This is a genomic window from Protofrankia sp. Cas4 (genome assembly GCF_963555915.1).
In the GTDB taxonomy this organism is placed as follows: domain Bacteria; phylum Actinomycetota; class Actinomycetes; order Frankiales; family Frankiaceae; genus Protofrankia.
In genome coordinates, this window is record NZ_CAUVXL010000242.1 from 1 (window position 1) to 14115 (window position 14115).

At 66.4% G+C, this 14115-nt stretch carries 11 protein-coding genes; 3 read left to right on the top strand and 8 right to left on the bottom strand.

Translation table 11 applies throughout. The features are described 5' to 3' along the window. Positions 1-281: 281 nt before the first annotated feature. Positions 282-1271 carry a Rossmann-like and DUF2520 domain-containing protein gene (locus U9979_RS21915; RefSeq protein ID WP_322780800.1) on the bottom strand — a complete coding sequence of 330 codons (990 nt, stop codon included), beginning with the start codon at positions 1269-1271 and terminating at the stop codon, positions 282-284. Positions 1272-1410: 139 nt separating this feature from the next. Here U9979_RS21915 and U9979_RS21920 point away from each other — a divergent pair, with 139 nt between their 5' ends. The 3 genes from U9979_RS21920 to U9979_RS21930 all read left to right on the top strand — a co-directional run bounded on the left by U9979_RS21920 (position 1411) and on the right by U9979_RS21930 (position 6157). Then, on the top strand, positions 1411-3297 hold the full coding sequence (locus U9979_RS21920; RefSeq protein WP_322747897.1) for a 2-oxoacid:acceptor oxidoreductase subunit alpha: 1887 nt from the start codon (positions 1411-1413) through the stop codon (positions 3295-3297). Then, positions 3294-4355, top strand: a complete 1062-nt coding sequence (locus tag U9979_RS21925) for a 2-oxoacid:ferredoxin oxidoreductase subunit beta (protein ID WP_322747896.1) — start codon at positions 3294-3296, stop codon at positions 4353-4355. Before U9979_RS21920 ends, U9979_RS21925 begins: the two co-directional genes overlap by 4 nt. A gap of 734 nt (positions 4356-5089) precedes the next feature. Further along, positions 5090-6157 (top strand): hypothetical protein, encoded by a 1068-nt coding sequence (locus U9979_RS21930; RefSeq protein WP_322780801.1) that lies wholly within the window; start codon positions 5090-5092, stop codon positions 6155-6157. 111 nt (positions 6158-6268) lie between these two features. Here the strand turns inward: U9979_RS21930 and U9979_RS21935 are convergent, their stop codons facing one another. The 7 genes from U9979_RS21935 to U9979_RS21965 all read right to left on the bottom strand — a co-directional run. Then, complete coding sequence (locus U9979_RS21935) at positions 6269-7270, bottom strand: polyprenyl synthetase family protein (protein WP_322747894.1); 1002 nt, start codon at positions 7268-7270, stop codon at positions 6269-6271. A 7-nt stretch (positions 7271-7277) separates the two neighbouring features. After that, a complete protein-coding gene (nuoN, locus tag U9979_RS21940; RefSeq protein ID WP_322747915.1) occupies positions 7278-8849 on the bottom strand; it encodes an NADH-quinone oxidoreductase subunit NuoN in 1572 nt (523 codons plus the stop codon). 35 nt (positions 8850-8884) lie between these two features. Next, positions 8885-10513 (bottom strand): NADH-quinone oxidoreductase subunit M, encoded by a 1629-nt coding sequence (locus tag U9979_RS21945; protein ID WP_322780802.1) that lies wholly within the window; start codon positions 10511-10513, stop codon positions 8885-8887. Position 10514: 1 nt separating this feature from the next. Beyond that, positions 10515-12464, bottom strand: a complete 1950-nt coding sequence (gene nuoL, locus U9979_RS21950) for an NADH-quinone oxidoreductase subunit L (protein ID WP_322747892.1) — start codon at positions 12462-12464, stop codon at positions 10515-10517. Between the two features lie 199 nt (positions 12465-12663). Continuing rightward, positions 12664-12963 (bottom strand): NADH-quinone oxidoreductase subunit NuoK, encoded by a 300-nt coding sequence (gene nuoK, locus U9979_RS21955; protein WP_322747891.1) that lies wholly within the window; start codon positions 12961-12963, stop codon positions 12664-12666. Next, a complete protein-coding gene (locus U9979_RS21960) occupies positions 12960-13772 on the bottom strand; it encodes an NADH-quinone oxidoreductase subunit J (protein WP_322780803.1) in 813 nt (270 codons plus the stop codon). The genes nuoK and U9979_RS21960 overlap by 4 nt, the downstream gene beginning before the upstream one ends. After that, positions 13769-14115: 4Fe-4S binding protein (locus tag U9979_RS21965; protein WP_322780804.1), on the bottom strand; the 347-nt coding region annotated here is incomplete at its 5' end. The genes U9979_RS21960 and U9979_RS21965, both read right to left, overlap by 4 nt.

The following is a 14115-nucleotide window of genomic DNA, read 5'->3' on the forward strand; positions in this document are numbered from 1 at the left end:
AACCGACAAAGAGAATCACCGCGGACAGCACGCCCAACAGGGCGACGGTTTTGAGACCATTATGGTAGCGGTGTGACATGGCGGTCAGGTGTCCTGTCATCTCGAAGGTTGCACCTGTAGTCAACGTCCGGATCAACCAGAACCGTTCCCCGCCACATGCGATCGCGGGATGCACGACCCGGGTCACGCGACGTGAAGAGCCCCGTTCATCCGGAAGCCACGCACAACCGTCACCCTGCGTGGTGATCGCTACACTGACGCACCCGCCATGCCGGTCGCTCTTACAAGACGGTGTGCATGGCCGAGGCAGACAGGACTTCCCGGACGGCCTCGCTGCGCTCACGCTCAGCAAGACCCGCTTGTTCGAGCTGGTTCAGAGTGAGCGATGCCAGCGCCGCATAGACCGACATCGCCGCCGGGTCGACTGCGCCGAGCGCGTCCAGATGTGCGCGTACCGTACCTGCATCCCCGCGCCGAACCGGGCCGGTCAGCGCGGCCGGGCCCCGTTCAATGGCATTGTCCAGCGATTGTCGCAACAGCGGGGCGAGGGCATCGGCACCCTCGTGGACGCCAAGTTCGTCCAAAAGGGCCAGCGTCGCCGTGACCAGCGTCGCCAGATAGTTGGAGCCGAGGACGACGGCGGCATGGTAGGCCGTCCGTACCCGCTCGGGCACGAAAACGACCCGACCGCCGATCTCTGTGACCAGGGTGCATACGACCTGCTCGGCGGCCGGGTCGGCGGTCACTCCGAACGAAGCCCCGGACAGCAGGCCCGCATCCGCGGCGGTGCCACTCAATGTCATGATCGGGTGTACCGCTGCTCGTGACGCTCCGCAGTCACGTGCCGGTTCCAAAATACCCACCCCGTGCCGTCCACTGGCGTGCGCGACGATCTGACCGGCCCGCAGAACCCCGGCATTCACGATGTCCGCCAGGACGCCCGAAATCACATCGTCGGAAACTGTGAGGAAAGTCACATCAGACGCATCGGCCACCTCGGCCGGCGTCGCTGACGAAGCCGCCGGGAAGGTAGCCCGAGCCCGCGCCCGGCCCGCAACGGACCGCGCATGCACCGCCACCACCGGATGACCGGCACCAGCCAAGGCCGTTCCCAGAGCCGTCCCCGCCCGTCCGACACCGACGATCCCGATCCGAAGTGCCGGCGTCACGATCACAGTCTGCGCCGTGCGCCCTCCCACGAAACCCCTGTCGCCGGCCATCGGGCCATGTTCCCACCATGCCTTCCCCACCCCCAATCTGACCGCCGCCATGATCGGACCAGCTCCGTGTCGCGTGATCGGACCAGCCCGTGTCGTAGTCGTCACACTCAGATGACTTCGTCGGGACGTTACGCCCCGCCTCAATAGTCCGCCCGGTACGCTCAAGGGGTACCCGAGGAGGTCACACAACGTGTCAGGCCAGGTCAGAGACCGTCAAATCCATCGACTCGACCGGGTCGTCATCCGCTTCGCCGGTGACTCAGGTGACGGGATGCAGCTCACTGGGGAACAGTTCACCAGCGAGACCGCCGCGTTCGGTAATGACTTGTCAACCCTTCCGGACTTTCCGGCGGAAATCCGTGCGCCAGCGGGTACTCCGGCCGGCGTATCCGGATTTCAGCTACACTTCTCAGACCACGACATTCTCACGCCCGGCGATGCCCCGAACATGCTGGTGGCCATGAACCCGGCGGCGTTGAAGTCCAACCTGAAAGACCTGCCCAACGGCGCCGACCTCGTCGTCAACACCGACGCGTTCACCGGATCGAACCTGAAGAAGGCCGGATATTCCTCCGACCCGCTCACCGATGGCACGCTGGACGAGTATCGGGTACACCGGGTACCCCTGTCGTCGATGACCATCGACGCGGTGAACGCCCTGGAAAGCAGCGCGGGGACGGTCAACAAGAAGGAAGCCGAACGGGCGAAGAACATGTTCGCCCTCGGCCTCATGAGCTGGCTCTACCAACGGCCCACCAACGGCGTCGTCGCTTTTCTTGAGAAGAAGTTCGCGAAGCGCCCGGAAATCGCCGCCGCGAATATCGCGGCGCTGCGCGCCGGCTACAACTACGGCGAGACCACCGAGGCTTTCGCCGTCACCTACGAGGTCGCGCCCGCACGCATGAAGCCGGGCAGGTACAGGCGCGTCTCCGGCAATACGGCGCTGTCCTACGGACTGGTCGCGGCCGCCGAGCTCACCGGGTTGCCGCTGTTCCTGGGCTCCTACCCGATCACCCCCGCATCCGACATCCTGCACGAACTGAGCAAACACAAGCGCTTCGGAATACGGACCTTCCAGGCCGAGGATGAGATCGCCGGCGTCGGGGCCGCGCTCGGCGCCGCCTTTGGTGGTTCACTCGGCGTGACCACGACGTCCGGTCCCGGTCTGGCCCTCAAGACCGAGACCATCGGGCTCGCGGTGGCTCTGGAACTCCCGCTCGTCATCGTGGACATCCAGCGAGGCGGGCCGTCCACCGGGTTGCCGACCAAGACCGAACAGGCCGACCTCGGTATGGCCGTGAACGGCCGCAACGGCGAGGCACCGCTGCCGGTCATCGCTCCCCGCTCGCCTTCGGACTGCTTCGACGCCGCGATCGAGGCGGCACGGCTGGCGACGAAGTACCGGACGCCGGTCATCCTGCTCTCCGACGGGTACCTCGCCAACGGTTCGGAACCGTGGCTGCTCCCCAGCCGCGCGGACCTCCCCGACCTCGAAGTGTCGTTGGCGACCGAGCCGAACCACACTGGCGACAAGGGTCCGGAGTTCTGGCCATATCTTCGTGACGGCGAGACGCTCGCCCGGCCCTGGGCCGTTCCGGGAACACCCGGGCTGGAGCACCGCATCGGCGGTCTGGAAAAGGCGGACGGTTCGGGCGGCATCTCCTACGAGCCTGCGAATCACGACCGCATGGTCCGGCTGCGCCAGGCGAAGATCGAGGGAATCGCCCGCGACATCGCCCCGCTCGAGGTCGACGACCCGTCCGGCGACGCCCGGGTGCTCGTCCTGGGCTGGGGTTCGACCTACGGACCCATCGCCGCCGGATGCCGGCGTGTCCGGGCAAAGGGGCTGCACGTCGCCCAGGCACACCTGCGTCACCTTTTCCCGTTTCCCGACAACACCGGGGAGGTGCTGCGTGCCTACGACAAGGTCCTCGTCCCGGAGATGAACCTCGGTCAGCTCAGGGCCATGGTCCGGGCGGAGTTCCTGGTCGACGCCATCGGCTACAACCAGGTGCGCGGGCTTCCGTTCAAGGCCGCCGAACTGGCGGGCGTCTTGGAGGACGTGATCAACCAGTGACCGTCACGACGAACCAGGCCGGCATCACCAACCGACTACTCGATCTCATCCCGGTCAGCGACCGCCCGCAGACCCGTAAGGACTTCACCTCCGATCAGGAGGTCCGCTGGTGCCCCGGCTGCGGCGACTACGCCATCCTGGCTACCGTCCAGGGGTTTCTGCCCGAACTCGGGATAGCCCGCGAGAACATCGCCTTCATCTCGGGTATCGGGTGCTCGTCCCGTTTCCCGTACTACCTGCAGACCTACGGGATGCACTCCATCCACGGCCGGGCACCGGCCATCGCAACGGGGCTGGCCGTCTCCCGGCCAGATCTGTCGGTGTGGGTTGTCACCGGTGACGGTGATGCGCTGTCCATCGGCGGCAACCACCTGCTCCATGCACTACGCCGAAACGTGAACATCAAAATCCTGATGTTCAACAACCGGATCTACGGGTTGACCAAGGGCCAGTACTCCCCCACCTCAGAAGTGGGAAAAATCACAAAGTCGACACCGTTCGGGTCGCTGGACCGCCCCTACAACCCGATCTCGCTCGTACTCGGGGCCGAAGCGTCCTTTGTCGCCCGCTCGATCGACTCCGAGCGGGCGCACCTGACCGCCGTTCTGCGGGCAGCCGCCGCGCATCCCGGATCGGCGTTCGTCGAGATCTTTCAGAACTGCAACATCTTCAACGACGGGGCTTTCGACGCCCTCAAGGAGCGGTCGTCCAAGGATGACGCGACCCTGCGCCTCGTCCACGGCGAGCCGATGATTTTCGGTACAGACCTCGACAAGGGCATCCGCCGAGGCGCGTCGGGCGAGCTGGAGGTGTGCGCCGCGACCGACGACGGTGTGCTGGTCCACGACGCACAGGCCGTCGAGCCGAGCCAGGCGTTCGCGCTGTCACGACTCACCGGAAGCTCGGCCGGAGTCACCCCGGTCGGGGTCTTCCGGGACGTCGACGTTCCCACCTACGACGAACAGCTCAACAGCCAGATCACCGACGCCCGTGCCCGCCAGGGCGAGGGCGACCTGATGGCCCTGCTGAGCAGCGGCGACACCTGGACGGTTTCCTAGCCGAGCAACGAGTTCCCAGGCGGGCAACGAGTTCCTGGCAGGGGCAACGAGGGCACGACCATGATTCGCTCGCGCGCACGGGGATCCCTGACAGGCCAGGGCCGTTGATATAGGCGACCACCTGACACCATCCGGCCCGTCGGCATCCGACGGGCCGGATGCCTCTGACCACCCGCAGGCCCGGATCCCCCGCCTCGCCACGGTAGGCGGCCGTCGACCTGAGCACCGCGGCCGGTCCCGGGCTCCGCTGCTTCGGCCGCTTCGGGCACACATTGCTGTGATCGTGAAGCGTGCTTGCGTTGCGTCCAGATAGCACCTTTGGTGCAAAATTGTCCGACTCTCGCTGTGATGCCTACAATCGGCAGGGTAAGGTTATAGAACAGCTGGCATCCCGAATCCGCCTTTCTGAATCAACCAGGATCAACCAGGATCAATCTGGATCAGTCAGGCGGGCGGTGGGGTTCGGGGGGCTACCATCAGCTACCGATCCGGAGGAGCAGTGCAGGACGAACCGTCCCGTCGCAGGCAATCCCGAACAACGCGGATGTGTCCCCAGATCGCGCCCGATACAGGATTCGAGGTGGGCCGTGGGTAACCACTCCGCTGGCCGGCATTCACTACAGGCGGTCGGCAATCCACGCCGACCGGATCCCGACCATGGTCACCCGACCACCAGCCCGGCAATCACCAGGTCCGCGAGCGGGACGCAGCGGACACCCAGGCCGGCGGGGGCGATGTTCCTCCCTCGCCAGCAACTGTTCGATTCCGGTGAACTGGACACGGTAACCGGCCCTCTCTCGGTGAGCACCACAGCCCGGGCCGCTCAGGCCACACTGCCTGGTTTCACCACCGTGGCCCAGCACCGGTCCTGGCCGACGGGCAGCACCGAAGAGTGGAGTGCCGTGTCTGCGTCAGACCTACCGGCTTCAGGCAGCCACGGCAGTGCCCAATCGCGTGGCACCCGCTCACGCGGCGCGCACCGGCGGGTCGCCACCAAGCAGGGGCGCTCTCGCCTGGTCGTCGCCGGCACAGCATCGTTGGCCGGCATCTCCGCGATACTGACCGGCTTGACCCTGTCGGGTGGCACTGACACCCCGGCAGGTGATACCGCCACCACGGGATCCGCACCCAGCATGGGGATCGGTGCAGGGGTCTCGTTCACCGAACCCGTCACCACCCAGGGGTCCAGCGACACCGGTCAGCCGCCGGCACGGCTCGTGCCCCCGGGCACCCGGAGCAGATCGACCCTTTCCGGACGGACCGCCACGGGCAGCGATCCGGCCGCGGCGCCCAACGATGCCGGCGGACCGCAAGTGGGCATCCCGGCAAGCGGTCCAGTCACCGGCACCGGCATTCCAGCCGGCGCGCCCGCGCTCCCGGCACAGCCCGACGCCACCGCACCATCCACGGACGCGGCATCCAACGGGCCGGCCGGTACCGAGCAGGTAACAGCCACCGGGAACGATCCGGCCGCGCCCGCGCCAAGCCCGGCGACCTCTGCTGCGCTCTCCGCAAACCCGCCGACGAGCACGTCGCCCCCGACCGCCGTGCCGCCAACCGTCGCGCCCCTGCCCGGCACCCCGCCAACCGGCGCGGTCGCGCAGACCGGCGGCGGCGCTGCCGGCACGGCACCGGCACCGGCACCGGCGTCGGGTACCGGCGTGCCAGCGGGCGGACAGGCGTCCTCCGGCCCAGCCATCGCCGTTCCCGTTCCGACGACTTCCAGCATTCCACTCGGAGATCTTGTCAACAGCGTGGTGGAACTCCGCGATATCGCGCCGGTCTGGCCGCACAGCCGATAGCGATTCGTACCGCGGGCCGCCCACTCGGACCTCGCTACATCCCCGAGTGGGCGCTCGCTCGGAAAACCTGTTGTAAGAGCGAGCGCCGGGACCACCCGGTCCCCGTCCGCATCACCCGGTACGGTCCACAACAAAGTCGGCAAGTGCCTCCAGGGCGCCCCTGGCCGGTCCGTTCTCCAAAGAGGCCAGACAGTCACGCGCATCGCTCGCCCAACGCGCCACCTCGGCACGAGCCCGCCGCATGGCCCGATGGCCACGCAGCAGATCCAGCGCCTCTGCGAGGGCCCCCTCCGCGGCGAACCCGTCCGCCATCAGGCTGCGCAGCCGCTCCGCTGCGGCATCGTCCTCCTGCAGCGCATACAGCACCGGTAGCGTGGGGATCCCCTCACGCAGGTCGGTGCCGGGCGTCTTGCCCGAGGCAGCCTCGTCCGAGGCCACGTCAATCAGGTCATCGGAAAGCTGGAAGGCGACGCCGAACCGTTCCCCGAACGCCGCGAGGGTGTCCGCGGTGTAGGGATCAGAACCGGCGAGCATCGCGCCGAGCCGACCGGACGCGGCGATCAGCGACGCGGTCTTCTCTGTGATCACACGGAGATAGTGCTCAACAGGATCCTGTCCCGCAACCGGTCCGACGGTTTCCCGGATCTGCCCCTCGCACAGGGTCGCAATCGTACGCGCCAGGATACGGGTGGCCGCCGGACCCAGATCAGCGGTGATGTCCGACGCCCGGGCGAACAGGAAGTCACCGGTCAGGATAGCGATCGTATTGGTCCATCGGACGTTCGCCGACGCCGCTCCCCGTCGCAACGGCGCTTCGTCCATGACGTCATCGTGGTAGAGGGTCGACAGGTGGGTAAGCTCGATCGCCACCGCGGCCGGAACGACACCTTCGGCGTCGGGGTCGGCAAACTGGGCGGCGAGCAGCACGACCATCGGTCGGAACCGCTTGCCGCCGGCGTCCACCAGGTGCCGCGACGTCTCGGTGACAAAGGGTACGTCGCTGCGAACGGCATCCCGCAGCATCCGTTCGACTTTGTCAAGCCCAAGGCGAACAGCATATTCAAGATCAGGGTCTGTCCTGATCCCCGCGAGATCCAGCCCGGTTGCGCTCATATGTTCGTCAGCGTACGAAGCCGGAGGCGGCAGCGGTGCCGGCGAGGTCGAGCAGCGGCTGTGGAGCAACTCCCAGCAGCAGCGTCACGATCGCCCCGACGCCGACTGCGGCATAGGTGAGTGTCGGACGAGTGACTACTATCGGACCCTCCGTCGCCGGTTCCTGGAAGAACATCAATACGATCACCCGGACGTAGAAGAAGGCGGCGATCGCGCTCGTGACGAGTGCCACAATCACCAGTGGCGTTGCGTGTCCGGCGACGGCCGCCTGGAAGACCGCGAACTTCCCGGTGAACCCGCTGGTCAGCGGGATACCGGCAAGAGCGAGCAGAAGGAAGGCGAAGATGCCAGCGAGAACCGGCGACCGCCGCCCCAGCCCCTGCCACTGGGACAGGTCGCTCGCCTCGCCGTCGGAGTTCCTGACCATGGTAACGAGACCGAATGCGGCAATCGTGGTGAAACCGTAGGCGACCAGATAGAACAGAGTGCCGCGCAGCCCGTCGCTGTTCGCCGCGGCGAGACCGGTGAGCAGGAAGCCGGCGTGGGCGATCGCCGAATAGGCGAGCATCCGCTTGATGTCGCGCTGGGTCAGCGCCAGCACCGCGCCGACAACCATGGTCAGGATGGCGATCGTCCAGACCATCGGCCGCCAGTCCCAGCGCAGGCCGCCGAAGGCCACGTAGAAGACCCGAAGCAGTGCCCCGAAGGCCGCCACCTTCGTACCCGCGGCCATGAACGCGGTGATCGGTGTCGGTGATCCCTGATAGACGTCCGGAGTCCACGAGTGGAACGGCGCCGCACCGATCTTGAAAAAGAGTCCGATCCCGAGAAGGGCCATGCCCAGGTACAGGTAGGTGTCGTTCGCGCCGACCGTACCCGCGGCATCGGCGATCCGGCCGAGGTCGACGCTGCCGGCGTAGCCGTAGAGGAAGGCCAGACCGTAGATGAAAAAAGCCGAGGAGAACGCCCCGAGTAGAAAGTACTTCATCGCGGCTTCCTGCGACAGCAGCCGGCGGCGGCGGGCGAGGCCGGCGAGCAGGTAGAGCGGCAGAGACAGAATCTCCAGCGCCACAAACATGGTCAGAAGCGTGTTGGCGGAGACGAACAACAACATCCCGGCCACCGAGAAGGCCATCAACGCGTATACCTCGGTCTGCACACCGGCGGAGGTCCGCGCGGCGGTCGCCCCCGGTGAACCCGGGGTGAGCGCCGCGGAGGCCACGATCGCGCCGCCGGAGGAGTCCAACCGCCGTTCTGCAACGAGCATCACCGCCAGGAAGGCGAACAGCAGGATGGCGCCTTCCATGAACAACGTGGGGCTGTCGATGGCCACCGCACCGGCGGCCAGGATCTGCCGGCGGCCGCGCAACAACACGACCGCGACAAATGCGGCCGCGAACCCGCTGGCCGCCAGCAGCGGCTGGAGCGTCCGGCGTGCCTTCGCCGGCGCGAAGGCGTCGATGAGGACAGCCGCCAACGCCACCCCGAACACGATGATGATCGGGCTCAGTGCCACGTACTGGATCGACGGGACGTCGATCGTCGCCCGGGTGCTCTGGGCCAGGCCGTCCTGAGCCAGGAGCTGCTGGCCCAGGACGGCGGTTGGTGCGGCGCTCACGAGTGGCCTCCGGCCTGGCTTGCGTTAACGGGCGCGGCGTTCACTGGGACGGTAGACCCCGGATCGGTGTGCCCGGCGTCTTCGAACGTGGCCGTGACGGTCGGACGGATGATATCGATGAGTGGCTTCGGGTAAACGCCGAGCGCAATGATCAACGCGACCACCGGGGCAACGACGATCTTCTCTCGAACACTGAGATCGAGAACACCCTTGGCCTGCTCATGGACCAGCGGGCCGGTCATGGTCCGCTGATAGAGATACAGGATGTAGATCGCGGCCAACACGATTCCACAGGTGGCCACGATCGCCAGCGCCCGATACCGGGTGAACGTTCCGACCAGCACCAGGAACTCACTGACGAAGCTGTTCAGGCCTGGCAGCGCAAGCGATGACATACCCGCGATCAGGAAGACCCCGGCCAGTACCGGGGTGACCTTCGCCATTCCGCCGTAGGCGCTGACGTCCCGGCTGCCGCGCCGGGCCACCAGGAACCCGACCACGAGGAACAGCAGCCCCGTGGACAGACCGTGGTTGACCATGTAGAGCACCGCGCCCGTCCCGCCCTGGGACGTCAACGCGAAGGTTCCCATGGCGATGAAGCCGAAGTGCGCCAGCGACGTGTACGCAACCAGGCGTTTCATGTCCCGCTGGCCGATCGCCAGCAGCGCGCCGTAGAAGATTCCGATCACCGCGAGGGCGAGCACCATGGGCGCGAAGTAGGACGAGGCAGCCGGGAACAGCGGGATGCAGTATCGGATCAGCCCGAAGGTTCCAACCTTGTCCAGGACCCCCACCAGCAGGATCGCGCCGCCGGTCGGCGACTGCGCGCCGGCGTCGGGCAGCCAGGTGTGGAAGGGGAACAGCGGCGCCTTGATGGCGAACGCGATGAAGAAGCCGAGAAACAGCAGTTTCTGGACGCCCGGAGTGATGTCGAGCTGGCGCAGTGTCGCGAAGTCAAAGGTGCCGGTACCCAGCTGGTCGGCTGAGACCACATACAGGCCGATCACGGCGGCGAGCATCAACAGGCCGCCGAACAGGCTGTAGAGCAGGAACTTCACCGCGGCGTAGGACCGCTGCGCCTGCTCCTTGACCGCTCCGTAGCTCCCGATCAGGAAGTACATCGGGATCAGCATCGCCTCGAAGAACACGTAGAACAGGAACACGTCGGTCGCCGCGAACACGCCGATCATCCCCGCTTCGAGGGCAAGCAGGAGGGCGAAGAACCCGGAAACGCTGCGTCTGCTCACCACACCGGCATCGGCATCGGCATCGGCACCGGCGGAACCGGCCTGCGCAGGGCCCGCAACCTCGTCCCAGGAAGCCAGGACGACGACCGGCACCAGCAGCGTCGCGAGCAGGATGAGGACCAGCGAAATGCCGTCAGCGCCCACCGAGTAGGAGACCCCGAACTGCCTGATCCAGGAGTACTTCTGGGCGAACTGGAAACCGGCACGCGACGGCTCGTACGCGATGGTCGCCAACAGCGCCAGCCCGAACTCCACGAGCGTGACCGCGAGTGTGATCTGCTTGGCCACGGTGGCGAACCGCCGTGGGACGGCCAGCACGACAACCGCGGCCGCGGCCGGGATGATCAGCAGGACCGTCAACCAGGGGAAACTGTTCACGTCATCCGGCCTTTACCAGGTAGAGCGCGCCGACCACGAGGACGGCACCTCCCAACATCGACAGCGCATAGGAGCGGACGAATCCGGTCTGGGTCCGGCGCAACCGGCCGGACAGGCCGCCGACCGCCGCGGCGGTGCCGCGGACCACACCATCGACTCCAACGGTGTCCAGCCAGACCAGGAACCGGGTGGCGTACTGGCCCGGGCGCATGAACACGGTCTCGTTGAACGTGTTGGCGTAGAGATCGTGTCGCGCGGCAACGGTCACCAGGCTGACCTCGGCGTCGGGCCGGGCCACGGCCTCGACCGGGCGGAGCTGGTAACGAAGGTAGGCCCCGGCGAACCCGCCGGCGGCGACGAGCAGGGTGAGTGCGGTGAGAACCGCGGGGGACATGGTGTGCACGCCCACCTCGGCGCTCTCGCCGACCACCGGCGCCAGCCAGTTCTGGATGGAACCACCGAGGACGAACAGACCACCGGCAACCGCCGCCCCGATCGCCAACGGGACCATCGGGCCGGTCATCACGGTCGGGGACTCGTGTGGGTGCCTGGCCTCCGGCCCCGTCTGCGACCAGCGGCGCTCGCCGTGGAAAGTCATGAGGAACAGTCGCGTCATGTAGAAGGCGGTGATCCCCGCGCCGAGCAACGCAGCCGAGCCCAGCAGATACCCGCTGGTTCCGCCCTTGTCGAAGGCCGCTTCAATGATTTTGTCCTTGGTGAAGAACCCGGACAGCGGGGGAACTCCGATGATTGCAAGATAGCAGATACCGAAGGTAGCCCAGGTGATCGGCATCAGCCGCCAGAGGGCACCGTATTTTCGCATATCCTGCTCGCCGTCCATGGCGTGGATCACCGAACCCGAGCCGAGGAACAGCCCCGCCTTGAAGAAGCCGTGCGCGAGCAGATGCATGATCCCGAGTGCGTAACCCGCCGGACCGAGACCGACGGCCAGAAACATGTAACCGATCTGGCTCACCGTCGAATAGGCGAGCACCTTCTTGATGTCGTCGTAGGCACAACCGATGACACAGCCGATCAGGATGGTGCCGGCACCGATGATCACAACAACGGTCCGGGCCGCCTGGGTTTCGGTGAAAATCGGGTTGGCCCGGGCGATGAGATACACCCCCGCCGTCACCATCGTGGCCGCGTGGATGAGCGCGGAGATCGGGGTCGGACCCTCCATCGCATCGGGCAACCACGCCTGCAGCGGGAACTGGCCGGACTTCCCGCAGGCGCCCAGCAGGAGCAACAGTGCGATCGCCGTCAGCGTCCCATAACCGATGACACCCGCGGCGGCCGCGCCGAACACCGTGCCGAAGTTCGTGCTGCCGACCGTCGCGAACATGAACATGACAGCCAGGGCCAGCCCGACGTCGCCGACCCGGTTCATGTAGAAGGCCTTGTTCGCGGCGGTCGCCGCGGCCGGTTTGTACTCCCAGAACTTGATGAGCAGGTAGGACGAGAGACCGACCAGCTCCCACCCGGCGTAGAGGACCAGGAAGTTGTCACCGAGCACGAGCAGCAACATGGATGCCAGGAACAGGTTCATGTAGGCGAAGAACTTCCGCCGCGCCGGATCGTGCGCCATGTAGCCGATCGAATAGACGTGGATAAGCGTCCCCACCCCGGTGATCAGCAGGACGAAGAGCGCGGACAACTGATCGAACAGCAGTCCGGCATCCACCTGGAAACTGTTGACCGGAATCCAGGAGAACAGGTGTTGCGAGACCGCCCGATCGCCGCCGCCGCGCCCTAGCAGCGCGAAGAACAGCACCAGAGCCACGACAAAGCTCGTGGCGGCGGTCGCGGTACCCAGCAGGTGTCCCCAGCGGTCGGTCCGGCGCCCACCCAGCAACAGGATCGCCGCCCCCGCCAGCGGCAGCACCAACAACAGCCACATCACCGAGAACGAGCCGACGGCGGGGGCGTACTGCAGCTCATGCGGCATGGCGTACCTCGTTACCGCCGGCACGGCCACCGAATGCATGGCCAAGATGTATATGCGTCACTGCACTCATCGTCCGTTCTGCCGTAACCGGAATTCCGGCCACCACTTCGTCACTGCACCTGGCGCCAGCGCCGTCGACTGGCCGGCTGAAGACCTTCTGGATCATCGCCCACATCGACCGATATCCACCGGACAGGCCCTAGTACTTCAGGAGATTCACGTCGTCCACCGAGGCGGAGCGGCGGGTTCGGAAGATCGTGAGAATGATGGCCAGGCCGATGACCACCTCCGCGGCGGCGACGACCATCACGAAGAAGGCGATGATCTGGCCGTCCAGCGTTCCGTTGATCCTGGAGAAGGTGACCAGAGTCAGGTTCGCCGCGTTGAGCATCAGCTCGACGCACATGAACACGACAATGGCGTTACGGCGCAGCAGGACGCCCACCGCCCCGATCGTGAACAGGAGAGCGGACAGGATCAGATAGTTCGCGGGGTTCACCGGACCGTGCCCTTTCCGGCCCCGACCGGGTGCGGGCTGCCCGCATCCCCACGGCCGGAACCACTGGCGGAACCACCACCGGAACCACCACCGGAACCACTGCCAGAACTCGTGCTGGAACCGGCCGGAAGTGCCGACGGCGCGCTGGCCGCCTCGGGTGTCGCGTACACGCCCGGTCCCGGTGTCGGGGTGACCGGGCCACCGGCGGCGAACCGCCGCCGCAGCATGTCCTTCTGCGTGGGTTTGCCACCGACGCGCTCGCGATGGCCGAGCACCATGGCACCGACCGCAGCGATGATCAGCAATGCGGACACGATCTCGAACACGAACACGTAGTCGGTGAACAGCAGACGGGCGATCGCCTGGATGTTGCCGCCGTTGTTGGCCGCATCGAGCCCGGCGGCCTTGGTCCCACTGATCACACCGCTGATCGGAAACACCATCAGCCCGGCGAACCCGACCCCGAGGACAATCGCCGCCACCCGCTGGCCTCGCAGGGTTTCCACGAGGGAGTCCGAGGAGTCCACCCCGACCAGCATGAGCACGAACAGGAACAACACCATGATTGCCCCGGTGTACACGATAATCTGTACGAAACCGAGGAACGGCGCATCCTGCACCATGTAGAAGACGGCCAGACAGAACAGGTTCACGACCAGCAGCAGTGCCCCGTGCACGGCGCTGCGGGCGAGCACCATGGCCAGTGCGGCGAGAACGGCCACCGGCGCGAGTATCCAGAAGGTCGTGGCCTCACCGGTGGATGTCCGGGTGAACTCACCCGCCGCCTGAACCATGATTTCCGCGCTCATCGGACCAGCTCCGAATCCCCGCCACGCACCGGTTCCGGGTCAGGTGACCCGGAACCGGCAGAGCCCGAGGCGTCGAACGGACCCGAGCGGTTCGGGTCGAACCGGTAATAGTCCGTTTCGCTGTCGCCGAGGAACATGGGATGCGGCGGCGCCGTCATCCCGTCCCCCAGCGGAGCGAGCAGCTGTTCCTTGGTGAAGATGAGATCCGAGCGGCTGTCGTCGGCGAGCTCGTAATCGTTGGTCATGGTCAGTGCCCTGGTCGGGCATGCCTCTATGCACAGGCCGCACAGGATGCAGCGCAGATAGTTGATCTGGTAGACGCGCCCGTACCGTTCTCCCGGGG